The following is a 22,927-nucleotide window of genomic DNA, read 5'->3' as shown; positions in this document are numbered from 1 at the left end:
CCATCTGAGCAAAGTCGGCGGCACTCTCGCGCTGCGGCGCGAGCATCCGCTAGTGAGAGTGCCGTAAGAGGCCCCAGGCCCATCTCGCGTCGGCGACCGCGAAGTCGGTACCGGTATATCCAGGAACGCGCAGTCTCGCCCGTGACCTGCAGATAAAGGCCGCCGCCGTCAGGATACATGCCGGGCGTCGTCGCTCGTGCGACTTGAAGCGCTGTCAGCCGTTCGACCGTCCTGGCCATCCGTACCCGCCCAGCTACCCACCCGAATCATGCGGATTATGGCGAACTCACGCGGACGCTGAAACACAACGGACGAAAAATTAAACAGGTTTTTCAGTACCTTCGTCGACGGTCGTGCACATTGGCGGACGGCGGCGGACGTGCTGCTGGCGGAAGGGGTGGGATTCGAACCCACGGTGGGCTTGCACCCACGCCGGTTTTCAAGACCGGTGCCTTAAACCACTCGGCCACCCTTCCGTCGCATGAACTGCTGAACAACCCGGTTCGCCCCCGCCGGAAACCGGCGCGGCGTCCCGGTCGCTCCCGAGGCCGTCGATATGCACCGGCGACGCGTAAAAGGGAAGCCGCTGCGTTGCAAGTTCCCCGTTACGCGCCGCGGCTAAGCCGACGATAGACCGCTCTGACCTGTTCTCGCAGCCACACGTGGGCGCTGTTACGATCGTTGCGCAATTGCCAGACCATGTGCGTGGCGACCGTTCCCAATTCCGCCGGTATCGCCCGCATCTCCAAACCGAATGAGCTGACCAAGGCGCGCGCGGCGAGTTTCGTGAAGACGCCGACCATGTCGCCGTCCTGTAGGAGACGCGGAATCGCCGTAAAGTTGCTCACCGTCACAAGCGCCCGACGGCGCAGCCCGAGTGTCGCAAGAAGGTCGTCGAATATCTGCGTTCGGCCGCCGGTGGCGCTGACGACCACGTGCGGAAACGACAGAACGGCGTCGATCGACAATCGCCGCCGCGCCTTGGCGAGCGGATGCCCACGGCGCATTACGCAGAGCAAGGGCTCGCGGTACAACAATTCGCCTTTCAGATGTGAGGGCAGGTCTTCGCTCCAACCGAGCAGGAGATCGATCCGCTCGTCATTGAGCATCGCGAGGGCCTGGCTTCGATCGGCGGTGGTGACGTCCAGGCTCATCTTCGGCGCGAACCGCTGCAGGCGCGCCGCAAGGGACGGGACGACGGCAAGCGTCAGCCGGTCGGGCGCGCTGATGCGCAAGACATCGGTGGCCGACCGCGGATCGAAATCGGTGGTCTTCAGGACCGACGTCTCGACGATGGCCATGACTTCGCGCAGCGGCGCCTTCAAGGCTTCCGCGCGCGGCGTCAGCGTGAAGCCGCCGGCGCCCCGCACCAACAAATCGTCGTCGAGCGCTTCGCGCAAACGGTGCAGCGCGTTGCTGACGGCAGGCTGCGAGCGGCCGAGCGTCTGCGCCGCCCGCGTCACCTGCTGTTCCGATAGCAGCACGTGGAGCGTCTTGAGCAGATTGAAATCCAGATCGGCGAGACTTTGAGGCACCGGCGGAGTATCCGTTTTGTGAATGTCTATATTCTCTGTATCAATTTGACAAATATCGGACACCGCTCCTAGTGGCCTCGTAAATGCGTGGGGCAGCCAGGAACGCGCTCGGCACCACGCCTAACGTTTGGGGAGGATCAGGATGCTGACGCGTCGCACCGCGCTTACCGCCGCCATTTCGCTGGCGGCCGGTGCCAGCATGGGAGCCGCGCGCGCCGCGGCCCCCTTAGTTCGTACGGGCGCGCCCGGCTTTTATCGTTATTCGGTCGGCGGCTTCGAAGTGACCGTCGTCAACGACGGCGTCAGCCGCATGCCGATCGGCGACGGCTTCGTCAGCAACGTCCCGACCGCCGACGTGAAGGCAGCGCTCTCGGCGTTGTTCATGGATCCGAACATCTACGCGGGTCCGTATAATCCGATCTTCGTTAATACCGGTTCGAAGCTGGTTCTGATCGATACTGGCACCGGCGAAGGTGCGTTTCGCGCGAGCAATGGCCTCAACGGCCGGATGCAGTCGACATTGAGCGCGGCCGGGATCGACCCGGCGGCCGTGGATGCCGTGATCATCTCTCACTATCACGGCGATCACATCAATGGTTTGCTGCGCGCGGACGGCAGCCCTGCCTTTCCGAATGCCGAGGTACTGGTGCCTGCGCGCGAGCATCAATTCTGGTTCGATGACGGCGAAGTCGGCCGCGCCAAAAATCCGCGCGTAGCGGACGGCGCCAAGAACGTGCGCCGCGTCATCGCGGGCGCCATCCTCAAGCGTCTTCGTACTTACGAATGGGATGCCGATGTCGTCCCCGGCATCCGCGCGGTCGGAACACCAGGCCACACGCCGGGACATACGTCGCTCGTCCTCAGTTCGGAAGGCAAACAGATCTTCGTTCAGGGCGACGTCACGCATGCGCCGTTCTTGTTCGCCCGCCATCCTGACTGGCATTTCATGCTCGATGTCGACGCTGTTGCGGCGCAGGCGACGCGTCATAAGATTTACGACATGCTCGTCGCCGAACGCATGCTGGTGCAGGGTTTCCACTATCCGTTCCCCGCGCTCGGTCATGTCGAACGCGAGGGCGATGGATATCGCGAAGTTCTGGTGCCGTGGAATACGACTCTGTAAAGGATCTGTTTTCCCATGTTTGATAAAGCGATTACGACGCTCCTGCCGCGGCTGAATGGCCGCGCGAGCCGCCGCGAGTTTCTGCGCACTGCCGGCGGCATCGCCGCGCTCACAGCCATGCCGTCGGCTTTGCTCGCCGACCAATATCCTTCGCGCAACGTGACCTTCGTCGTGCCGTTCCCACCGGGCGGCACGCCCGACATTCTCACGCGTCTGCTCGGCCGCAAGCTCGGCGAAGTTTATGGCCGCACCTTCGTCATCGAAAACCGCGGCGGAGCAGGAGGCTCCATCGCCGCGGAAGCCGTCGCCCGAGCGGCCGCCGACGGCTACACCTTGATGATGGGCCACATCGGAACGCTGGCGGTGAACGTCAGCATTTACCCGAAGCTGGCATACGATCCGCGCCGCAGCTTTGTGCCGGTCAGCTCCGTCGCCAAGGTCAACAACCTGCTGGTGGTCAATCCCTCGCTGCCGGTCAACTCGGTCGCGGAGTTGATCGACTATGCGCGCAAGAACCCGAAGAAGCTGAACTATTCATCCGGCGGCAACGGCAGCGCCGCTCATATCGCCATGGCTGCCTTCGCCGACGCTGCCAAGATCGAGATGACGCACGTTCCTTATCGCGGCACCGCGCCGTCCGTGACCGATCTGCTAGCCGGCCAAGTACAGTTGACGATGACCGGCACACCCGCAGTCATCGGCCACGTGCATGCCGGCAAGCTACGTGCGCTCGGTCTCTCCGGCCTGAAGCGGCTCGCGTCCGAGCCGAACATTCCAACGATTGCCGAAACGCTCCCCGGCTTCGAGGCCAACCAGTGGTACGGCGTCGTCGCACCAGCCGGGACGCCCGACGCAATCGTACGGCAGTTGAATGAGGACATTCGTAAGGCAATGTCCGCGCCCGATGTCGTCGATCTGCTCGCGCGTGATGGTGCCGAGGTCTGGGTGGGCTCGCCGGAAGAATTCCGTGCCTACATCGCGCAGGAAATCGATCGCTGGGCCGATTTGGTCCATCGTGCGAATATCCGCGTCGACTGATAGGCGGTAGGAAGCGGACGTTCGTCGCTCGATATCTGCCTCATCGGAGGAGTCCATCATGCAGCTCAAATTATTGTTCGCCGCCTTAGGTCTTCTGCTGACAGCCGTTCGCGCGGACGCCGAAACGTTCCCGACAAAGCCGGTGCACATTCTCGTGCCTTATGCGCCGGGCGGCGCGGTTGACATTCTTGCGCGCACACTGGGACAGGCGCTGTCGAAGAGCTGGGGCAAACTCCCGGTCGTGGAGAACCGGCCGGGCGCTGGCGGCATCATCGCCTCGCAGGCACTCACGCAGGCCGCGCCGGACGGTTACACGCTGATCCTGGTGGCGAGCGGACATCCGCTCAATCAATTCATCTATCCGAAGCTGCCTTACGACACCTTCAAGGACTTCGCGGCGATCACGGAAGTAGCGGCTTCGCCATTGGTGATTGCGGTCGCCAAGGACAGTCCGATGAAGAACCTCCAGGACATCCTGTCGGCCGCGCGCGCGAAGCCGGATGCACTCTCATACGGCATGTCGGGTGTCGGCACATCGGCGCATCTCGCCGGAGAGCTCTTGAACTATATGGCGAAAGTGAAGATCACAGCCATTCCGTATAAGGGCGGCGCGCCCGCCTTGACGGCCGTGATGTCTGGCGAAGTGCCGATGAGCATCAATCCGCTGGCGGAGGTAATCGGACAGGTGCAGAGCGGCACGGTGCGGGCCGTCGCGGTGACGACGGCACAACGTTCGGATGTGCTGCCGAATGTGCCGACCGTCGCGCAATCCGGCGTGCCGGGTTACGACACCGCGGTGTGGTGGGGCTTGCTGGGGCCGGCTGGAATGCCGGCCGAACTCAGCGCGAAGATACAGCAGGACGTCGCCGCCGCGCTGCGCGATCCGAGCGTCGTTGAGTACTTGAAGAAGACCGGATCGAGCCCCGTCGGAAGTTCGCCGCAAGCTTTCGACGCCTACATGCGTGCCGAGGCCGACAAATGGGGCCCGGTCATCAAGAACGCCAACATCAAGGCGCAGTAAGGGAGGCGAACATGAAGGCGCCGAATGTTGCACGGCTCGCGTCGGCCCTCGTTGCGCTGTTACTTGCCGTCTCGGCTCACGCCGCTGACGCCGACTTTCAGCAAGTGCTTGCGCCTTCCGGCAAGCTCAGGGCTGCGCTCTATCCGGGCACGCCGACATCCGTCGTCGATACGAAAGAAGCCCAGCCGCGGGGCGTCGGCTACGAACTTGGCCGCGCGCTCGCATCCAAGCTCGGCGTGCCGTACGAACCGGTGATCTACGCGAAGAACAGCGAAGTGCTCGAGGCCGTGAAGACCGGCAAGGCCGATGTCGCCTTCACCAATGCGTCGCCGGCGCGGCAGAAGGAAATGGATTTCGGGCCGGCTTATCTGCTCATCGAACTCGGCTATCTCGTTCCCGCCAACTCAGCCGTGAAGACGTCGGCAGACGTCGACGAGAAGGGACGAAAGATCGGCGTCACCGCCAACAGCACGTCGGACGCGACCCTGTCGCGCACGCTCAAGAACGCCGAGGTCGTGCGTGCGCCGACCGTCGGCGCGGGTGCGGAGATGCTGGCCGCCGGCAAGATCGACGCATTCGCCACCAACAAGGCGACGCTGTTCAAGATGGCCGAGAAAGTCCCGGGATCGCATGTCCTGTCCGATCGCTGGGGTGAAGAGCATCATGCCATCGCCCGGCCGCATGGGCGCGACCAAGGCGCTGACTTCATCAACGCCTTCACCAAGGAGGCGCTCGCCTCGGGACTTGTCAAAGACGCCATGGACCGGGCCGGCCTCAAGGGCGCGATCCCCGCAACACCATAGCTGCAAGGGCAGGGAAGGCCGCGAGCGGCTGGTTCGAAAGTCAGACTCGGCACGCCCTTGCAAGGGCGCAGTCGCTTCTGTATCCGAGCAATCGTTAACCGAAGCCGCCGCTCGGCGCCCCCCCTGGAACGGTTCATTTACCACGGGACCCACAGGGCGGTTTCCCAAGCGGCTCGTTCGGGCTATTCTGTACGTCTCGCAGGGGATTTAGGTCAGCAGGATGGGTTTTGGGGGGATCGGCCAGGTTAGCCGCGTCGCACGCCTGTTTGCGCTGGGCGCACTCGGGCTCACCCTGGCCAATTGCTCCGGCGGCACCTCCAGCAAGCTCGACCCCAAATGGGGCGTGGCGGCCAGCCCGCGCGTGATCGAACCGGGTCAGCCCGTGCCGAAAGGCGGCGGCGTCTACCGCGTCGGCAAGCCTTATACGGTCGCCGGGCGCGTCTATGTCCCGGAAGAGGACCCCCATTACACGGCCGTCGGTCTCGCCTCGTGGTATGGCGACGACTTCCACGGCCGCTACACCGCCAATGGCGAGATTTTCGACAAGGAATCGATCTCGGCGGCGCATCCGACATTGCCGCTGCCGTCCTATGTCCGCGTCACGAACCTCAGCAACAAGCGCTCGATCGTCGTGCGCGTGAACGACCGCGGGCCCTATGTCGGCAACCGCCTCATCGATCTGTCGCACAAGACGGCGGACTTGCTCGGCTTCCATGGCCGAGGCGTCGCCAAGGTGAAGGTCGATTATATCGGCCGCGCGCCGCTCGAGGGGTCGGACGACCGCAAGCTGGTGGCCACGCTGCGCGAGGGCGCGCCGGCGCAAGCGCCGGTGATGGTCGCCTCGGCCGGCAAGAACTTTGCGCCGGCCTATTTCGATTCGCGGCCGATGTCCCAGATGGCCGCGCGTGCGCCGGCTTTGCCGCCGGAACGGCCGTATCGGCTGGGCGACGAGAGCGAGCATCGGACGGTGACCGCCGCCGCCGTGCCGGCCCGCACCAACCCGGATTTCGCGCTGGCCTCGACCCGCTCCGTCGATTCGGTGCCGGCGGAGCGTATGGCGGCGCCGACCTCGGCCTATGCAGCGCCGGCCGTCGAGAGCCGCAGCGGCTTTATGAGCGGCCGCGGCCTTTACTGAGCCGCATTTTTTCGCCACATCATTGCCATTGTCCCCGCCGGGCGCGATCGCTTCCGGCGATATGAGCATTTGACGATGGCCCTTGGCTTGAAGATCGCACGCGTGGCTGTTGCGGCGCTGGTGACGGCCGGTCTGCTGGCGAGCCCGGTGCTGGCCCAGCGCGGCCGCGATGCGACCGCCCAGCCGAAGAAGGACGAGCCGCAGATCACGGCGCCGCATGCGATCCTGATCGACGCCGAGAACGGCGGCGTGCTTTACGAGCGCGATCCCGACAAACTCATCTTTCCCGCCTCGCTCGCCAAGCTGATGACGGCCGAATACGTCTTCCACGAGATCAAGGAAGGCCGCATCAAGCTCACCGACGAATATCCGGTCAGCGAGAACGCCTGGCGCAAGGGCGGGGCGCCCTCCGGCACCTCGACCATGTTCGCGGCGCTGCATAGCCGCGTCAGCGTCGACGATCTGCTCAAGGGGCTCGCGATCCAATCGGCCAACGACGCCTGCATCGTGCTTGCCGAAGCCATTGCCGGTAGCGAGGCCGAGTTCGCCGCCAAGATGACGCAGCGTGCGCGGCAAATCGGTTTGACGCAGTCGGTCTTCACCAATTCGAACGGCTTGCCCGATCCCGGCACCAAGGTGACGACGCGCGAACTCGCGACACTCGCGCGCGAAATCATCCTGAACTATCCCGAGTTCTACAAGTATTTCGGCGAGCCGGAATTCACCTGGAACAAGATCCGCCAGCACAACCGCAACCCGCTTTTGCCGATGGGCATCGGCGCCGATGGCCTCAAGACCGGTTTCACCAAGGACGCGGGCTACGGTCTGGTCGGCTCCGCGGTGCAGAACGATCTGCGGCTCATCGTCGTGGTCAACGGCCTCAAGACGCCGAAGGAGCGCGCCGAGGAAGCCAAGAAGCTCCTCGAGTGGGGCTTCAAGAGCTTCGAGCAGCGCCTGCTGTTCGCCGACGGCCAGGAGATCGGCGCGGCCAAGGTCTATGGCGGCGCGTCTGGCCGCGTGCCGCTGGTCGCGACCGGCGCGGTCAAGGTGATGATGCCGAAGGCCGGTGGCGATAAGCTGATCGCGCGCATTGCTTATACCGGGCCGGTGCCGGCGCCCGTCACCGCCGGTCAGCAGATCGGCAGCCTGAAAGTCTGGCGCAACGACAAGCTCGTGCTTACGCAGCCTTTGAAGGCGACCGAGAGCGTCGCCAAGGGCTCGCTGTCGCAACGGGCCCTGGATGCGGTGACCGAGTTGGTCATCGCCCTGTTCCGCTCGGGGGCGGAGCGGTTATGATTGTGTTGTCATTCCGGGACGGCCCCAACGGGTCCGCGCGAAGCGTGGCCCGATGGCAGGCTCCGGGCCGGACCCGGAATCCGGCCATAAGGAGAGAACATATTGCTGGATTCCGGGTTCGCTCGCTGTGCTCGCGCCCCGGAATGACGGGAGTCTGAATGCGCGGACATTTCATCACCTTCGAAGGCGGGGAGGGCAGCGGCAAGTCCACCCATGCCGCGACGCTCGCGGCGCAGCTGAAGGCGCGCGGCGTCGAGGTGGTGCTGACGCGCGAGCCGGGCGGCTCGCCCGGCGCCGAGGTGATCCGCCACATCATCCTCTCCGGCATCGCCAAGCCGCTCGGCGCCGAGACCGAGGCGATCCTGTTCGCCGCGGCCCGTGACGATCACGTCAAAAGCACCATCCGCCCGGCCTTGGAAGCGGGCAAATGGGTGATCTGCGACCGCTTCATCGACTCCACCCGCGTGTATCAAGGGGTGCTCGGCAAGGTCGACGCCAAGCTGATCCGCGGGCTCGAGCGCGTCACGGTCGGGGGGTGCTTTCCCGAGTTGACCTTCATGCTCGACGTGCCGGCGCCGGTCGGGCTCGCGCGCGCCAAGACGCGGCGCGGCAATGCAGGTGCCGATCGCTTCGAGGCGGAGTCAGTCGAATTCCACGAGCATCTGCGCAGTGCTTACCGCGCGCTCGCCGATCGTGAGCCCAAGCGCATCATCGTGATCGACGGCCGCGCGCCGCGCGAGGTGGTGGCCGAACGCATCTGGACCACCGTGCAGCAGCGCTTTGGCGCCGCGCTCGATCGGCCCACGGCCGAGGCGGTCACGCCGTGAGCGAAGCGAGCGACGACGACCTGCCGCATCCGCGCGCGACCAATGTCCTGTTCGGCCACGCCGACGCCGAGCGCGCGCTGCTCGATGCCTATAAGAGCGGCCGCGTGCCGCATGCCTGGCTGATCGGCGGCCCGCCCGGCATTGGCAAGGCGACGCTCGCTTACCGCTTCGCGCGCTTCGTGCTGGCGCATCCCGATCCGCAGGCGGCCGAGGTGCAGAATGCGACTTCGCTCGCCGTCGATCCCGACAATCCGGTCGCGCATCGCATTGCCGCACAGGCGCAAGGCGACTTGCTCGCGCTCGAGCGCGTGATCAACGAGCAGACCGGCAAGCTGTACACGGTGATCCGTGTCGATGACGTCCGGCGCACGGTGTCGTTCTTCGGCTCGACCGCGGGCGAGGGCGGCTGGCGCATCGCGATCGTCGACTCGGTCGACGATCTCCAGCGCGAAGGCGCCAATGCGCTGTTGAAAGTGCTGGAGGAGCCGCCGGCGCGCACATTGCTTCTCCTGGTGAGCCACGCGCCGGGCCGCGTGCTGGCCACCATCCGCTCGCGCTGCCGGCGCCTGTTGCTGCGGCCGCTCGACGAAGCCGATGTGGTCGCCGCCGCAGCGGCGGCCGGCGGGCGCAGCGCGGACGACCCCGAACTCTTGGAAGCGGCGCGCGCGGCGGGCGGCAGCGTCGCGCGCACGCTTGCGCTGCTCGACGGCGCAGCGCTCGGTCTGCGCCAGCGCGTGCTCGACCTTATCGCGCAGTTGCCGAATCCGGATCCGCGCGCGCTGCACGCGCTCGGCGATGCGCTCGGCGGCACCGATCCGGCGACGCTCGAAACCTTCATGGACCTGGTGAACGATTGGCTGTCGTCGCGGCTGACGGACGCAACGCAAGATAAGCGGCGTTTGGCGGCGGTGGCCGAGACCTGGGACAAGGTCAATCGCGCGGCGCGCGACGTCGAAATCTACAATCTCGAGCGCAAACCGCTGGTGTTCAACGTCTTCGGCGCGCTCAGCGACACCGCGCGGGCGTAATCGCTCAAGCCTTCAGGCGCCAGAAGGCGACCGTCATCCAGCCGATCGAAGTGCCGAGGAAGGCGCCCGCGATCATGTCGCTAATGAAATGGAAATCGGCGCCGATCAGCCCAACCACGACCGCCGCGACGGCCAGCGCGTAAAGCGGTCGCCCCTTCGGCAGCATGATCCACGGCACCGAGACCAGTGCGCAGATCGCTGCGGTGTGGCCGGAGGGGAAGGAGCCGTAGCCAGCGCCGCCATGGAAGAAGTTGAAACCGTAGACGCCGTCGCGGATGAAGGACGGATTGTTCTGCACGAAGGTCTCGGGCCAGGTTCGGCCGAACACGTATTTGAGTTCGCTCTTCGTGATCTCCGTCACCAGCACGCTGATGCTGGTCAGCACAGCGACGGTACCGACATGCGCGAGCGGGCGTCCGCTCAACACCCACAACCCTGCAGCGAAGAACGCAACACAAGCCAGCGGCGCGAGCGGCTCCGGGATGTAAGTCAGTGTCGCGAAGGTGCCCTGATACGCGTGGTAGGCGTAGGCCATCTGTGCGACCGGCCGGTCGAGCCACAGATACGAGCCCGCGCCAACCACCGCCGTCGCGGCCAAGCTCGCGCTCCACGTACCGATCGCCCGCATACCCACCCCGCGTCAAGACGGCGCAGTTGTGGCGGGAAGAACGGACGATCGCAATAGCGTTCTACATAGGCCGCATCGACGGCCGTGGCGGCTCGTGTTCGGCCTTGCGCTCGAACTCTTCGGCCAGCTGACGCAGGGCTTCAGCGACGAAGGGATCGGCTTGGTCGGTGGCGCTGCGGCGGCAATGTTCTGCTTGGCTGAGAAGATACTGTTGAGCGGTCATTGGGCGGGTTCCGGTTTGCCGGGACGTTTTTGTTCGCCCCCAACAACGCCAAGGCCCGCCCTCGGTTCCTGACGGAACCTACCACTCAGTAACCGCGGCGACGCACTTTTTTGGCGGCCTTGCGGGCAGCGTAACGCGCATCGCGTGCAGCCTTCTGCTCAGCCAGCAGGCGCGTTTCGGCTTCCGCCTTCTCGGCGGCAATCATCGCTTCCAACGCCTCGGCTTCACGGCGGGCGACCTCGGCACGTTCGGCTTCGATGGCGGCCAGACGGGCGAGTTCAGCCTCGCGGGCCTTCTTCTCGGCATCACGGACGGCCTGGCGAGCCAAGCGGGCTTCGTGAATGGCCTGGCGCTTGGCGCGCTGCTCTTCCACCGCCGGATCGACGGCAGCGGCACGGAACTTCTCGAGCATCGCTTTCTTGACGGCAGCAGCATCGCGGCGACGCTGCTCGATATCGGGGGTACTGAAGGCAGCCATTGATTCTCCTCGTGACGGGCTTCAACCAGCCATATCGCCCGTCACGGCGTCATGTTCAACCTCCGGAGGGCCGCTGCCCTCCGGAAATTGTATCAAATAACGGTATCGGCCGGTGACAGCCTAAATCTTTGCCTCCTCGAAGGCCTGCACCCACATCGCGCAGATGCCGGAGCGCACGATGTCCTCGTGCGTGAACGAGACCACCGGCACGGGCAGGTTCTGGCGCGCGATCATGTCGATCACCACGCGCAGGCCGCTGTCGGCGGCGAGGTCGCACTGGCTGACGTCGCCGTTGATGACGACGGTGCAGTCGTCGCCGATGCGGGTGAGGAAGGTCTTGATCTCCGCCGGCGTGCAGTTCTGCGCCTCGTCGAGCAGCACGAAGGAATTCTTCCACGAGCGTCCGCGCATCACTTCGAACGGCACCATCTCGATCGAGCCGTTCTTCAGCGCGATGTCGAAGGCCGCCTTGCCGATACGGTCCTTGATCGCATCGGTTACCGGGACGGCCCAGGGCGCGAACTTGTCCTGCAACGAGCCTGGGAAGAAGCCGAGGGAGCGGCCGCATGGGACATTCGGCCGCGTCAGGATGATCCGGTCGATGCGGCGGTTGCGGTAGAGGTCGGCGGCATGGGTCGCGGCGACCCAGGTCTTGCCGGTGCCCGCGGGCCCGAGAACGATGACCTGGGGCGACCTGCGAAGAGCGTCGAGGTAGTCGGCCTGGGTAGGGTTGAGCGCCCTGATCGGCGGCAGGGAACGCTCGGTCTCGAATTTATCCTGAAAGTTTATGATCTCCGCGGATCCAAGCATACGTTCATGACGGCGCTTTTTCTTCGCGAGGTTCTTACCCAAGGGCCTGATCCTTTCGGTGGACTTAAGGTGAGTTGCAAACGCCAACAGCCCGCGAACGCCGAACTCGGACAAGGCCGAGAGCGGGCGCGCGGGTACAACAGGTGCTGTAAGAGGGAGGGGCTGATCGGCGGCCGCAAGGCGGGCATTCGGGGTTCTGTGGGTCCCGACTGACACCTATCGATCCGTAAGGTACGAACCGCCATAGCCAAGAAGCTAGTCGATTCGGGTGACGGAATTCTAAAAATTATTGCGGTGCACGCGTACTTCCGGGCGAGTGCCCGGCGACGCTAGTTCCGCTGCAGGCCGCAATATTGCTGTGTGCCGTTGTCCCAGCAGCCGGTCCGTTTGCAGACGGCGCTACGCTGGCCGCACGTGGTGATGCATGCCGACAGGTTGGCCTTGATCGCGACCTTGTTGCAGACCGCGATGCATGTCTGCTCTTCGCCGCTGCAGCGCATGGCGGCCGCGTGGATGGTCGTCGCGCCCAAAAGGGCTCCCAACAGCGTGACCGCGGCAAGCACCGTGAGACGAATTCCGGACATGCGCATCACCTTTCGCTCCACTCAGATTCCGAATCGCGACACCATCGCCGCGACACACTGGGCATGCCGCGCGACGCCCGCAAGGCGGGCTCGCCACAGGCATGCAGGATCATCTGAGTTCCGCGCCACCCGCCGATTTAACGGCTAGCTTTTCGCTACGTCTGGCCTAGATTCAAACCACGGGGCCGCAGTCGGCACGCCAGGGAATGTCACGATCACCCGATGCGCCGGCGCAAATATAATTTCCGATTCCACCTTGGCGTGCTCGGCGCATTGACCGCCGTGCCGTTCATTCTGGCCGGTGCCGTACTGGCGGTCGTCTATGTCAATGCCCAGCGGCAAGCGATCGAGCATGACCTCGTCAGCGCGGCCAGGGATCTGTCCAACGCGGTCGATCGGCAGATCGATGGCGGTCTGGTCACCCTTCGCACGCTCGCCTTTGCCAAGACTCTCGAGCAGAGCGACCTCGGCAATTTCTATTCTCAGGCGGCGCGCATCGCCGGCATCTTCCCCGGCAGCGTGGTGACGTTGCGCCGGGCGGACGGCCAGCAACTCGTCAACACCGCCTTCGCTTGGGGAAGCCCGTTGCCGAGCTCGCTTGAGCCTGGCCTCAGGGAGAGCGACGAAAAGGCGCTGAAAAGTGGCCAACCGGTGGTGTCGGATATCTACGCGTCGAGCACCACGGGTCAGCACTACGTCATGGTGGAGTTGCCGATCACGTTCGACGGCACACCGCATCTGCTTGGCCTGGCCTTGCGGCCGGAGTCGATTTTGCAACTGATCGACCAGAGCAGTGCCGTTCGCCCGGACTGGCTCGTGATCGTCCTTGACGCGAGCCGCCGCGTGCTCGCGCGCACGCGCGATCATGATGGCTTCGTCGGGCGTAATGCCAGCGACGGTTTCGTCCAGAAACTGTCAGGCACCGAGGGGGTGGTGTCGTCCACGACTCTCGACGGCACCGATGTGCTGGACGGTTATTACAAATCCCCCCTGACAAACTGGACCGTTGTTACGGCGGCGCCGCTGTCCTCGATCAATCGGTCCGTGCGCGAAGCCGCGCTCGCGATCGCTGCCGCTGGGGCGCTCGGCCTCGTCTGTTCGCTGCTGTTCGCCGTGCTGTACAGCCGCTACATCACGCCGCCGATCTGGCGCCTGCGCAATGACGCGTTGGCCCTGAGCCGGCGCGAACGTGTGACCGCCTTCAACACCGGCATCACCGAGCTCAATGCCGTGAGCGATACGCTGGCCAATGCCTCTGTCTCCCTTCGCCGCGACGAAGAGGCCAAGGGCCAGATGATCAAGGAGCTCAATCACCGGGTGAAGAACTCGCTTGCGACGGTGCTCTCGATCGCCAGACAGACCGCCGCCAAGGCCGACAATTTCACCGAGTTCTTCGACGCGTTCTCCGGCCGGCTGGTGGCGCTGTCGCAGTCGCACGATGCCTTGAGCGAGGGCGAGTGGGTGGAGGCCGATGCCCGCGAGTTGGTCCAGCGCGTTTGCGTCAGCGTCGCCGGGGCCGACCGGATTGCCGCCAAGGGGCCGCCGGTGCCGCTCTATCCGCGCGCGGCGCTCACGCTCGGCATGGTGCTGCACGAACTGTGCACCAATGCCTCAAAGTATGGCGCGCTGTCCCGGCCCGAGGGCGCGATCACGATCGAATGGTCCGTGCTGCCGCATGCGCCGGGCGGCGCGACATTTAAGTTGGACTGGATCGAGCAGGGCGGTCCGCCGGTCGAGGCGCCACAAAAGAAGAGCTTCGGCACGCGTTTCATCAACGACAGCATCCGGCACGAACTGAGCGGTTCAGCCGACTTCGATTTCCGGCCGCAGGGACTGCACTTCCAGTGCCGGTTCCCGCTGCGGCGCCCGGATGCGCGGCCTGTCGAGACGAACCGGGCCGGTGCTTAACCGCGACTTAACCCTAATCGCTGCAATCTTAGCGACATCAAACGCGCGGGCGCGGGCGACGCCATCGCTGTAACACTTGATCCTAAGTTGCGTGAGTATGCCGGCAGCGGTCGCGACGTTCCCTGAAGTCGAAGCCTTCGACACCCGAGCCCTCGTCACAGCCACCGTGAACGGGGCGCGATGGACGGTACGTAGCCTTGCGCTGGGCCTCAGCGCGGCCGCCGCGGTTGGCGTCTGGGCCACCTGCGCAACAGTCGGCGGCGTCTGGATGGTCACATCGACGCTCTCGAGCCACATCAACGGTCCCACGCAAGCGCCAGCCGGCACGACGATGTTCGCCGGAACGCAGTTCGTGGCGCTTGCCGGGTCAGCCGATCAGCGGATCTCGCCACGTGCGCCGGAACTGACGCTCGATGCAAAAGTCGCGCGGGCGAGGGCGCTGGTCGTCGAACTCGCGGCGGCGATGCCACCGGCACCGCTGAAACCGATGGAAGTCGCCGCGGTCGCGCCGACCGCGCACGCTAAGGCGCCGCCGGCGCCACGCATCGAGCAGATACCGCTGCCGCATCCAGCGCCCGCCCGCCCCGAGGCGGTCGCCGAACGACAGACACAGCCCGCGCCGCAGGCCGAGCCGGCCCCACCGGTGCCCGTCGCCGCACCGAAGGTCGCGGCGCCGCAAGTCGTAGCGCCGGCCCCCGAACCCGCGCCGCCGAAGATCGCCGCGCTGCCACGCGCGGAAACCAAACAGCCGACAACGGTCGACGGTCGGACCGCCGTCTACGACATCTCGGCCAGCACCGTGTACATGCCGAACGGTGCGCGGCTCGAGGCGCATTCCGGTATCGGCGAGAAGATGGATAACCCGCGCTACATCCACGTGCGCATGCGCGGCCCGACGCCGCCGAACGTCTACAAGCTGACCATGCGCGAGCAGCTGTTTCACGGCGTGCGCGCCATCCGCTTGAACCCCACGGACGAGCGCAAGATGTTCGGCCGCGACGGCATGCTGGCACACACCTACATGCTCGGCCCGAGCGGCCAATCAAACGGCTGCGTGTCGTTCAGGGACTACGACAAATTCCTGCGCGCCTTCCTGAATGGGGAGGTGGACCGCCTCGTGGTCGTCGACAGCCTCAACGGCGCGCCGCCCGTCCACGTGGCACGCGCGGGCCGCGCGCCCTCCGCCAGCATCTTCGCATCGAGCGAACCGATCGACCGCGCCAAGGGCACCTGGTAGGCGCTCGCTTGCCCGGCCCCGGAGGCGTTGCTACCTAACCGTTTGACTCGTCACGGCCGGCTTGTTTCGGCCATCCGCGCCCTTGAAAACGCTTCATTTTCAAGCTGGATGGCCGGGCGAGGCGGCCCTGCCACCTCATTATACGGAAAACCACCGGGTGGACGGGCGTTTTGCCCAGCGCCCGCCCGGGAAAGCATCATGGCCGCGAAGACCCCGTTCTACATCACCACCGCGATTTCCTACCCCAATGGCGCGCCGCACATCGGCCACGCCTATGAAGCGGTCGCGACCGACGCCATTGCCCGCTTCAAGCGGCTCGACGGCTTCGACGTCTTCTTCCTGACCGGCACCGACGAGCACGGCCAGAAGATGATGCAGACGGCGGCCAAGGAGGGGCTGACGGCGCGCCAGTTGCGCGACCGCAACGTGCCGCTGTTCGAGAAGATGGTCGAGCGGCTCGAGTGCTCGAACGACGACTTCATCCATACGACGGAAGAGCGCCATCACCGTGCCTCCCAGGCCATCTGGGAAGCGATGGAGAAGAACGGCGACATCTACCTGTCGAAATATGCCGGTTGGTACTCGGTGCGCGACGAGGCCTATTACGCCGAGGACGAGACGCACCTCAACGAGCACGGCAAGCGCATCGCCACCAAGACCGGCACGCCGGTCGAGTGGGTGGAGGAGGAGAGCTATTTCTTCCGCCTCTCCGCCTACCGGCAGAAGCTCCTGGACCTCTACGAAAAGGTCCCCGAGTTCGTGCGTCCGCGCGAACGGCTCAACGAGGTCGCGAGCTTCGTCAAAGGCGGCCTGCAGGACCTGTCGATCTCCCGCACGACCTTCGACTGGGGCGTGAAGGTGCCTGGCAACGACAAGCACATCATGTATGTGTGGGTCGACGCGCTGACCAATTACATCACCGCGGTCGACTATCCGAACGAGACCGAGAAATTCAAACGCTACTGGCCCGCCGATCTGCACGTGATCGGCAAGGATATCGTGCGCTTCCACGCGGTCTACTGGCCGGCCTTCCTGATGTCGGCCGGTCTGGCCGTCCCCAAGGGAATCTTCTCGCACGGCTTTCTGTTCAACCGCGGTGAGAAGATGTCGAAGTCGACCGGCAACGTGGTCGACGTCTTCACGATGACCGACACCTATGGCGTCGACCAGTTCCGCTATTTCTTCCTGCGCGAGGTGCCGTTCGGCCAGGACGGAAATTACAACCACGAGGCCATCGTCAACCGCATCAATGCGGATCTGGCCAACGACCTCGGCAACCTGGCGCAGCGTTCGCTGTCGATGATCGGCAAGGCCTTCGGCGGCGTGCTGCCGACGCCGGGCGCCTTCACGGCGGAGGATCAGGCGATACTGGCCGCGGCCGATGCGATGATCACCACGGCGCGCGAGCAGATGAAGTCCTATCAGCTCCACCACGTGCTCAATTCGGTATGGACCGTGGTGGCGGAGGCCAACCGCTATTTCGCCGGCGAAGCGCCTTGGGCCAAGGCCAAGACCGATCCAGAGCGGCAGGGGACGATCCTCTACGTCACCGCCGAGGTGCTGCGGCAAGTCGCCATCCTGGCGCAGCCTTTCGTGCCCTCGTCGGCCGGCAAGCTGCTCGACATTCTGGCGATCCCGGCCGGCGAGCGTGGCTTCGACGCGCTGGGGACGCGGATCAAAGCGGGCACCACATTGCCGCCGCCGGCTCCTGTGTTCCCCCGCTATATCGAGGCGGAGGCGGGCGAGGCTGCCCCGGCCAAGGACAAGAAAGACAAGAAGAAGGGCCAGTCCTGACGATGCTGGTGGACAGCCACTGCCATCTCGACTTTCCGGACTTCGCCGCGGAGCTCGACGCCATCGTCGCGCGTGCTAAGGCGGCCGGGGTGGCGCGCCTCGTCACCATCTCAACCCGGGTGAAGAAGCACGCGCAGCTTATTGCGATTGCAGAGAAATTCCCCGAAGTTTTCTGTTCTGTCGGCACCCATCCGCACCATGCGGACGAGGAGATGGACATCGACGCGGGAGCCCTGATCGCCATCGCGCAGCATCCCAAGGTCGTGGCCATCGGCGAGGCGGGACTCGACTATCATTACGACACCGGGCCGCGCGAGAACCAGGCGAAGAGCTTCCGCCAACATATTGAGGCAGCGCGAAAAACGGGCCTGCCGCTGGTCATTCATGCGCGCGACGCCGACGCCGATATGGCGCAGATCCTGAAGGAGGAGGCCGCCCGCGGCCCCTTCAAGGCCGTCCTGCACTGTTTCACCGCCGGCCGCGAGCTGGCGTTCACGGCGGTCGAGCTCGGCCACTACATCGGCTTCACCGGCATCCTGACCTTCAAGAATTCCGAAAACCTGCGCCAGATCGCCAAGGACCTGCCGGCCGACCGACTTCTCATTGAAACAGACTCGCCGTATCTCGCGCCCGTGCCGTACCGCGGCAAGCGCTGCGAGCCGGCTTATGTCGCCGAGACCGCTAAGATGCTGGCTTCCGTGCGTGGCGTCAGCCCGGCCGAGATTGCCCGGCAGACCACCGAAAACTTCCATCGACTTTTCAATAAAGTCCCACAAGCCATTGAAATAGCAGCATGAGCGTCACCTTCACGATCCTCGGCTGCGGTTCGTCCATGGGCGTGCCGCGTGTGGCGCTGGGCTGGGGCGATTGCGACCCGAATAACCCGAAGAACCGCCGCCGCCGTTGCTCGCTGCTGATGACGCGGACCAACGACGAGGGGCACAAGACCCAGGTGCTGGTCGATTGCTCGCCCGACCTCCGCAACCAGCTGCTCGACGCTGAGGTCCAATGGCTGGACGGCGTGCTCATCACCCACGAGCACGCCGACCACACGCACGGCCTCGACGACCTGCGGCCGCTGTTCGTCCATAAGCGCCGCCGGGTCGACGTCTATCTCGACGAGCCGACCTCACGGGCCATGCACGCCCGCTTCGGCTATTGCTTCATGACGCCGCCCGGCAGCGAATATCCGCCGATCGCGCATGAGCGGCGCCTGACCCCCGGCCATAAGGTCACGATTTCAGGGCAGGGTGGCGATATCGAAGTCCTGCCGGTGCTGCAGGAGCACGGCGATATCCCGTCGCTCGGCTTTCGCGTCGGCAACGTGGCCTACTCGCCGGACATCAAGAATCTGCCCGAGCAAAGCCTGCCGCTGATGCAAGGCCTCGACGTCTGGGTGGTCGACGCACTGCGCAAGGCGCCGCATCCGAGCCACTTCAATCTGGACGAAACGCTGTACTGGATCGACCGCGTGAAGCCCAGGCGCGCCATTCTGACCGACCTGCACACGGACATGGACTATGCCGCGCTGCGCGCCAGCCTGCCGCCGCATATCGAGCCGGCTTACGACGGCATGACGTTCGAGCGCTGAGCGTCCGGGTCTTGCCCGGGGCCGCGGCAATGACGACGATTTTAGCGAAATCGACGTCGAAACCCGGCCCATTGGGCTGGGTCTTGCTGGTCCAGAGCCAGATCTGGGTATCAGTATATATTCCATAATATGTCTTATGCGAATCGGGCTTGGACTTTCGGGTATCGCCACGATGACAGCTGCCGCCCTTGCCGCCATTCTCGGCGCGTCGCCGCCGTCCAGCCTTGAGGCCTGCGCTTGAGTTCCGATCAGACGACACCGCGAAGCACCGGCCGCATCGTTGGCATTGCCTCGGTCATCTGGGCCACCTCGATCTTCCTCAGCCGACTGCTCGGGCTCGTGCGCGAGCAGATCGTCGGCCGGACCCTCGGCGCCACGCGCGAGGCCGATCTGTACTTTGCCAGCTTCACGCTGCCGGACTTCCTGAACTACCTGCTGGCGGCCGGCGCGCTCTCGATCGTCTTCATTCCGATCTTCATCGAGCATCTCCGCGAAAGCGGCAGCGAGCGAGCCTGGCAGGCCTTCAGCGCCACGGCGAACTTCATCGCGGTCGCGAGCCTGGTCGGCATCGCGGTCCTGTCGGTGTTTGCTGGGCCCTTGGCCGATGTCGTCGCGCCGGGCTTCACGCCGGCGGAGATGGGACAGCTCGTCCGGCTGATCCGCATCGTGCTGCCGGCGCAGTTCTTCCTCATCGTCGGCGGGCTCATGTCGGCGGCGCTGCAATCGCACGATCGCCATTTCCTCCCGGCCATGGCGCCGCTCGTCTATTCGCTGGGCATCATCGTCGGCGGTCTGGTCGGTGCGCCGCTGGGCTGGGGCGCCGAGGGCTTCGCCTGGGGCGTGCTCGCCGGCGCCGCCTGCGGTCCGTTCCTGCTGCCGCTGATCGGCTGTCTGCGCATGCAGATGACATGGCGGCCGATCTTCTCGCCGACGAACCCCGATCTCATCCGCTATCTGAAGCTGTCGTTGCCGATCATGATCGGCTTTTCGATCGTCGCCGTCGACGAATGGATCACCAAGAACCAGGCTTCGTATCTGGCGGAAGGGACCCTCTCCTATCTTCAGTACGCACGCACGCTGATGAAAGTGCCGATGGGCATCTTCGGCATGGCCGCAGGCGTTGCGTCCTATCCGACGATCACGCGCCTGGTGACGGCGGGCAATATCGTCGAAGCCTATGCGGTGCTGGCGCGCGCTGTGCGCATCACGCTGCTGCTGACGTTCGCCGCGCAGGTCGTGGTCACGCTGTGCGGGTTCGAATTCGCTTATCTCATCTGGGGCTATCTCTCGCATCGTTTCGTCGAAACCGACGCGCGGAACGTCGCGGCGGTGCTGAGCCTCCTGTGTCTCGGCCTTGCCGGATGGTCGGCGCAGACTTTGGTCAGCCGCGGCTTCTACGCCCTGGGCAATACATGGCTGCCGACCCTGGTCGGCACCGCCGTCGCCTTCAGCGCGGTACCGATCTACGTGGTGCTGCGTAAACATTGGGGCGCCGAAGGCCTGGCCGTCGCGAGCGCTATCGCCATCCTGATCTATGTGTTCCTGCTCGGCGGATTGCAGTACCGGCGTTTCGTCCGCGAGGCCGCCAAGCATGGCGGCACGCTCGCCGGCACGCCCGGCATTCTCGATGCGGCCGTCAGAATGGCCGTTGCCACCGCTATCGCCATCGGCCTCGGACTGGCAGCGCGCCCCTACGCGCTTGACCATCTGCCGGGCACGGCACTCGTGCCACTGCTCGCGCGTATCGCCCTGCTCTCGCTGCTCGGTCTCAGCGTCTACGCCCTCATCGCCCGCCTCCTCGGCGTGCGCGAACTATCGGATGCGGCGCGCCTCCTGCTGCGCCGCAAGCGCGCGTCAGCCCAATAGCGCCGGCAGCCAGGTCGCAACCGCCGGCACCAGCACGATCAGACCGAGCAGCAACAGGCTCATGATGATGTACGGCACCACGGCGCGGAAGATATCGCCCATGGTGACCTGTGGCGGCGCGACGCCGCGCATGGTCATGAGCAACAGGCCATGTGGCGGCAGCAGCAACCCGAGCTGCATGCAGATGAGGTACAGAACGCCGAACCAGACCAGATCGAGGTCGAGCCGCTGCACGATCGGCATGAACACCGGCAGTGTGATCAGCATCATGCTGACCTGATCGACAAAGACGCCGAGGAAGATCAACAGCAGCAGCATGCCGGCGAGGATCATGCCCGGCGACAGGCCGTGGCCCAGGATGGCCGAGACGATGCCTTCGGTGGCGCCGGAGAAGCTGAGGATCTGGGAGAAGGTCGTGGCGCCGAGGATGATGAACAGGATCATCGCCGAGATGATCATCGTGCCCTTGAGCGCCGTCATCAGCGCCTTGATGGTCAACACGCGGTAGCCGGCCGCGAGCGCCATGGTGGCGATCGCGCCGAGCGCGGCGGACTCTGTCGGCGTCGCCAAGCCACCCGACATGGCGCCAACCACGACGACGAAGATCGAGATCAGCGGGATGACGTAAAGGACGAGAAGTTCATATTTCGCCCAGCCGTGCCGCTCCTCGATTTTGGCGGCCGGCGCGAGCTTTGGATTGAGCAGCACGCGCACGACGATGTAGCCGACAAAGGCAACGCTGAGGATGAGGCCCGGTACGACGCCGCCGATCAAGAGTTTGGAGATCGAGATGCCGGACAGCGAACCGAGCAGCACGGTCAAAGCGGACGGCGGGATCAACATGTCGACGGCGCCGATCGCCATGATCGGCCCCGTGGCCATGACCGGATTGTAGCCGCGCGACAGCATCACCGGCAGCATCAAGGAGCCGAGCATGGCCGTGGTGGCGATGGTCGAGCCGGAGATGGCCGAGAACACTGTACCGGCGACGACGGCCACGACGGCCAGCCTCCCCGGCACTTGGCTGATGAGGCGCTCGATGCCTTCGATCACCTTCAGCGCGAGGCCGGTGTGAAACAGGATCTCGCCCATCAGCACGAACAGCGGAATGGGCGTAAGCGAAAAGCTCGACACCGCGACGACGCTGTTGCGCACGATCTGTTCGATGCCGACGGCGCCGCCGAGATAGAGCGAGGCGCCGATCAAGTTGACCGCGAGGAAGGTGAAGGCGACCGGAATGCCCATGAACAGGAGGACGGTCGAGCCTCCGAGCAACAACAGGGCCGCAGCCTGCCACGACATCATCATTTGAATTCAGCCTTTAGGAAGCCGACGTTGCGTCGGCGCGCGGTCCCCGCTCCGCCAGCGCCAGGAAGCGCATGCGGAAGATGAACTCGATCGCCACCATCAAAAAGCACACCGGCATCGGCGCGAAGATCCACCACTCCGGCAGAACCAGGGTCTTGATCGACACCGAACCGGCGGCATAGCTCGCATAAGTGACGATGACGCCGTACCAGACGAAGTAGGCGCAGCAGATGATGCCGATGACGTCGCCGATCCATTCGAAGCACCAGGCGATGCGCGGCGGGATCACGCGCAGCAGGATGTCGACGCGGATGTGCTGCCCGCGCCGCAGCAGGCCGGGCGCGGCGAGAATGGTGGTCAGGTAGAGACCGTATTCGGACAATTCGTTGCTCGGGGGAATGCCGCCTAACCCGACATTGCGCAGCAAAACGTCGAAGCCGGTCAGGAAGGTCATGCCCAGGAGCAGCACGCAAGCGATCGCCAGCATGCCGTCGAGCAAGCGGCCGTACCAATCAGAAAGCCGCTCCATTGTTACCTCTCCCGCACCTGCCGTCATCGTCCCCGAAAGCGGACGATCCAGTACTCACCGCCTTCGCGTTAGGCGGCATCAGATCCATACTCCCGCTCGTCCCCGCGAAAGCGGGGACCCAGCGCCGAACGAGCCCTATTTCAAAGACCGCGCTGGATTCCCGAT

At 64.9% G+C, this 22,927-nt stretch carries 22 protein-coding genes, 1 tRNA gene and 1 pseudogene; 14 read left to right on the top strand and 10 right to left on the bottom strand.

Annotated features, from left to right (window positions below; translation table 11 throughout):
- Nucleotides 1–32: 32 nt before the first annotated feature.
- The 3 genes and pseudogenes from DW352_RS27565 to DW352_RS05105 form a co-directional block, all read right to left on the bottom strand.
- Nucleotides 33–179: pseudogene (locus DW352_RS27565) on the bottom strand (Arm DNA-binding domain-containing protein); the annotation flags it as partial.
- Between the two features lie 207 nt (nucleotides 180–386).
- A tRNA-Ser gene (locus tag DW352_RS05110) sits at nucleotides 387–476 on the bottom strand.
- Between the two features lie 129 nt (nucleotides 477–605).
- Nucleotides 606–1,535: a LysR family transcriptional regulator gene (locus DW352_RS05105; protein WP_162826785.1), complete on the bottom strand. Its 930-nt coding sequence runs from the start codon at nucleotides 1,533–1,535 to the stop codon at nucleotides 606–608.
- 142 nt (nucleotides 1,536–1,677) lie between these two features.
- Between DW352_RS05105 and DW352_RS05100 the strand changes: the two genes are divergently transcribed.
- From DW352_RS05100 to DW352_RS05065, 8 genes are all read left to right on the top strand, one after another.
- Complete coding sequence (locus DW352_RS05100; RefSeq protein WP_115689126.1) at nucleotides 1,678–2,658, top strand: MBL fold metallo-hydrolase; 981 nt, start codon at nucleotides 1,678–1,680, stop codon at nucleotides 2,656–2,658.
- A gap of 15 nt (nucleotides 2,659–2,673) precedes the next feature.
- Nucleotides 2,674–3,696, top strand: a complete 1,023-nt coding sequence (locus DW352_RS05095) for a Bug family tripartite tricarboxylate transporter substrate binding protein (RefSeq protein WP_115689124.1) — start codon at nucleotides 2,674–2,676, stop codon at nucleotides 3,694–3,696.
- A gap of 58 nt (nucleotides 3,697–3,754) precedes the next feature.
- A complete protein-coding gene (locus DW352_RS05090; RefSeq protein ID WP_115689122.1) occupies nucleotides 3,755–4,717 on the top strand; it encodes a tripartite tricarboxylate transporter substrate binding protein in 963 nt (320 codons plus the stop codon).
- A gap of 11 nt (nucleotides 4,718–4,728) precedes the next feature.
- On the top strand, nucleotides 4,729–5,520 hold the full coding sequence (locus tag DW352_RS05085) for a transporter substrate-binding domain-containing protein (RefSeq protein WP_115689120.1): 792 nt from the start codon (nucleotides 4,729–4,731) through the stop codon (nucleotides 5,518–5,520).
- 220 nt (nucleotides 5,521–5,740) lie between these two features.
- Nucleotides 5,741–6,655, top strand: coding sequence for a septal ring lytic transglycosylase RlpA family protein (locus DW352_RS05080; RefSeq protein WP_115689118.1), 915 nt, complete (start codon nucleotides 5,741–5,743; stop codon nucleotides 6,653–6,655).
- A 75-nt stretch (nucleotides 6,656–6,730) separates the two neighbouring features.
- A complete protein-coding gene (locus tag DW352_RS05075) occupies nucleotides 6,731–7,951 on the top strand; it encodes a D-alanyl-D-alanine carboxypeptidase family protein (RefSeq protein ID WP_115689116.1) in 1,221 nt (406 codons plus the stop codon).
- A gap of 158 nt (nucleotides 7,952–8,109) precedes the next feature.
- Entirely contained in the window at nucleotides 8,110–8,778 is a 669-nt protein-coding gene (gene tmk / locus DW352_RS05070) for a dTMP kinase (protein WP_115689114.1), read from the top strand.
- Nucleotides 8,775–9,806: a DNA polymerase III subunit delta' gene (locus tag DW352_RS05065; RefSeq protein WP_115689112.1), complete on the top strand. Its 1,032-nt coding sequence runs from the start codon at nucleotides 8,775–8,777 to the stop codon at nucleotides 9,804–9,806. The genes tmk and DW352_RS05065 overlap by 4 nt, the downstream gene beginning before the upstream one ends.
- A 4-nt stretch (nucleotides 9,807–9,810) precedes the next feature.
- Here DW352_RS05065 and DW352_RS05060 read toward each other — a convergent pair whose 3' ends face one another.
- The 5 genes from DW352_RS05060 to DW352_RS05045 all read right to left on the bottom strand — a co-directional run bounded on the left by DW352_RS05060 (nucleotide 9,811) and on the right by DW352_RS05045 (nucleotide 12,529).
- Nucleotides 9,811–10,434 (bottom strand): phosphatase PAP2 family protein, encoded by a 624-nt coding sequence (locus DW352_RS05060; protein WP_115689110.1) that lies wholly within the window; start codon nucleotides 10,432–10,434, stop codon nucleotides 9,811–9,813.
- A 61-nt stretch (nucleotides 10,435–10,495) separates the two neighbouring features.
- Nucleotides 10,496–10,657 carry a hypothetical protein gene (locus DW352_RS26690; RefSeq protein WP_162826784.1) on the bottom strand — a complete coding sequence of 54 codons (162 nt, stop codon included), beginning with the start codon at nucleotides 10,655–10,657 and terminating at the stop codon, nucleotides 10,496–10,498.
- Nucleotides 10,658–10,742: 85 nt separating this feature from the next.
- Nucleotides 10,743–11,135 (bottom strand): DUF6481 family protein, encoded by a 393-nt coding sequence (locus DW352_RS05055; protein WP_115689108.1) that lies wholly within the window; start codon nucleotides 11,133–11,135, stop codon nucleotides 10,743–10,745.
- A gap of 120 nt (nucleotides 11,136–11,255) precedes the next feature.
- Complete coding sequence (locus DW352_RS05050; RefSeq protein ID WP_115694245.1) at nucleotides 11,256–11,945, bottom strand: PhoH family protein; 690 nt, start codon at nucleotides 11,943–11,945, stop codon at nucleotides 11,256–11,258.
- 329 nt (nucleotides 11,946–12,274) lie between these two features.
- Nucleotides 12,275–12,529, bottom strand: coding sequence for a hypothetical protein (locus DW352_RS05045; protein ID WP_162826783.1), 255 nt, complete (start codon nucleotides 12,527–12,529; stop codon nucleotides 12,275–12,277).
- 282 nt (nucleotides 12,530–12,811) lie between these two features.
- Between DW352_RS05045 and DW352_RS05040 the strand changes: the two genes are divergently transcribed.
- From DW352_RS05040 to murJ, 6 genes are all read left to right on the top strand, one after another.
- Complete coding sequence (locus tag DW352_RS05040) at nucleotides 12,812–14,437, top strand: sensor histidine kinase (protein ID WP_245434453.1); 1,626 nt, start codon at nucleotides 12,812–12,814, stop codon at nucleotides 14,435–14,437.
- A gap of 97 nt (nucleotides 14,438–14,534) precedes the next feature.
- Nucleotides 14,535–15,674 (top strand): DUF2778 domain-containing protein, encoded by a 1,140-nt coding sequence (locus tag DW352_RS05035; protein ID WP_115689102.1) that lies wholly within the window; start codon nucleotides 14,535–14,537, stop codon nucleotides 15,672–15,674.
- A gap of 198 nt (nucleotides 15,675–15,872) precedes the next feature.
- Nucleotides 15,873–17,468, top strand: a complete 1,596-nt coding sequence (metG, locus tag DW352_RS05030; protein ID WP_115689100.1) for a methionine--tRNA ligase — start codon at nucleotides 15,873–15,875, stop codon at nucleotides 17,466–17,468.
- 2 nt (nucleotides 17,469–17,470) lie between these two features.
- Nucleotides 17,471–18,265, top strand: a complete 795-nt coding sequence (locus DW352_RS05025; protein WP_115689098.1) for a TatD family hydrolase — start codon at nucleotides 17,471–17,473, stop codon at nucleotides 18,263–18,265.
- A complete protein-coding gene (locus DW352_RS05020) occupies nucleotides 18,262–19,059 on the top strand; it encodes an MBL fold metallo-hydrolase (RefSeq protein ID WP_115689097.1) in 798 nt (265 codons plus the stop codon). The genes DW352_RS05025 and DW352_RS05020 overlap by 4 nt, the downstream gene beginning before the upstream one ends.
- A gap of 237 nt (nucleotides 19,060–19,296) precedes the next feature.
- Complete coding sequence (gene murJ, locus DW352_RS05015; protein ID WP_245434325.1) at nucleotides 19,297–20,925, top strand: murein biosynthesis integral membrane protein MurJ; 1,629 nt, start codon at nucleotides 19,297–19,299, stop codon at nucleotides 20,923–20,925.
- Here the strand turns inward: murJ and DW352_RS05010 are convergent.
- Both DW352_RS05010 and DW352_RS05005 read right to left on the bottom strand, forming a co-directional pair.
- Nucleotides 20,914–22,233, bottom strand: a complete 1,320-nt coding sequence (locus tag DW352_RS05010; protein WP_245434324.1) for a TRAP transporter large permease — start codon at nucleotides 22,231–22,233, stop codon at nucleotides 20,914–20,916. The genes murJ and DW352_RS05010 overlap by 12 nt on opposite strands.
- Nucleotides 22,234–22,246: 13 nt before the next feature.
- Nucleotides 22,247–22,762, bottom strand: a complete 516-nt coding sequence (locus tag DW352_RS05005) for a TRAP transporter small permease (RefSeq protein ID WP_115689095.1) — start codon at nucleotides 22,760–22,762, stop codon at nucleotides 22,247–22,249.
- Nucleotides 22,763–22,927: the final 165 nt, after the last annotated feature.

The organism is Pseudolabrys taiwanensis (assembly GCF_003367395.1).
Taxonomy (GTDB): domain Bacteria; phylum Pseudomonadota; class Alphaproteobacteria; order Rhizobiales; family Xanthobacteraceae; genus Pseudolabrys; species Pseudolabrys taiwanensis.
The sequence above is the reverse complement of the archived record's forward strand: the minus strand, read 5'-3'. Positions and strand labels throughout refer to the sequence as shown.

What these genes read in the sequence shown, in the direction of transcription:
- DW352_RS05035 (WP_115689102.1), top strand. Translation starts at nt 14,535, where the DNA reads ATGCCGGCAGCGGTCGCGACGTTCCCTGAAGTCGAAGCCTTCGACACC.
- DW352_RS05050 (WP_115694245.1), bottom strand. Translation starts at nt 11,945, where the DNA reads ATGCTTGGATCCGCGGAGATCATAAACTTTCAGGATAAATTCGAGACC.
- DW352_RS05085 (WP_115689120.1), top strand. Translation starts at nt 4,729, where the DNA reads ATGAAGGCGCCGAATGTTGCACGGCTCGCGTCGGCCCTCGTTGCGCTG.
- DW352_RS05075 (WP_115689116.1), top strand. Translation starts at nt 6,731, where the DNA reads ATGGCCCTTGGCTTGAAGATCGCACGCGTGGCTGTTGCGGCGCTGGTG.
- DW352_RS05090 (WP_115689122.1), top strand. Translation starts at nt 3,755, where the DNA reads ATGCAGCTCAAATTATTGTTCGCCGCCTTAGGTCTTCTGCTGACAGCC.
- DW352_RS26690 (WP_162826784.1), bottom strand. Translation starts at nt 10,657, where the DNA reads ATGACCGCTCAACAGTATCTTCTCAGCCAAGCAGAACATTGCCGCCGC.
- DW352_RS05060 (WP_115689110.1), bottom strand. Translation starts at nt 10,434, where the DNA reads ATGCGGGCGATCGGTACGTGGAGCGCGAGCTTGGCCGCGACGGCGGTG.
- DW352_RS05045 (WP_162826783.1), bottom strand. Translation starts at nt 12,529, where the DNA reads ATGTCCGGAATTCGTCTCACGGTGCTTGCCGCGGTCACGCTGTTGGGA.
- tmk (WP_115689114.1), top strand. Translation starts at nt 8,110, where the DNA reads ATGCGCGGACATTTCATCACCTTCGAAGGCGGGGAGGGCAGCGGCAAG.
- DW352_RS05020 (WP_115689097.1), top strand. Translation starts at nt 18,262, where the DNA reads ATGAGCGTCACCTTCACGATCCTCGGCTGCGGTTCGTCCATGGGCGTG.
- DW352_RS05055 (WP_115689108.1), bottom strand. Translation starts at nt 11,135, where the DNA reads ATGGCTGCCTTCAGTACCCCCGATATCGAGCAGCGTCGCCGCGATGCT.
- DW352_RS05100 (WP_115689126.1), top strand. Translation starts at nt 1,678, where the DNA reads ATGCTGACGCGTCGCACCGCGCTTACCGCCGCCATTTCGCTGGCGGCC.
- metG (WP_115689100.1), top strand. Translation starts at nt 15,873, where the DNA reads ATGGCCGCGAAGACCCCGTTCTACATCACCACCGCGATTTCCTACCCC.
- DW352_RS05095 (WP_115689124.1), top strand. Translation starts at nt 2,674, where the DNA reads ATGTTTGATAAAGCGATTACGACGCTCCTGCCGCGGCTGAATGGCCGC.
- DW352_RS05080 (WP_115689118.1), top strand. Translation starts at nt 5,741, where the DNA reads ATGGGTTTTGGGGGGATCGGCCAGGTTAGCCGCGTCGCACGCCTGTTT.
- DW352_RS05005 (WP_115689095.1), bottom strand. Translation starts at nt 22,762, where the DNA reads ATGGAGCGGCTTTCTGATTGGTACGGCCGCTTGCTCGACGGCATGCTG.
- DW352_RS05025 (WP_115689098.1), top strand. Translation starts at nt 17,471, where the DNA reads ATGCTGGTGGACAGCCACTGCCATCTCGACTTTCCGGACTTCGCCGCG.
- DW352_RS05010 (WP_245434324.1), bottom strand. Translation starts at nt 22,233, where the DNA reads ATGATGATGTCGTGGCAGGCTGCGGCCCTGTTGTTGCTCGGAGGCTCG.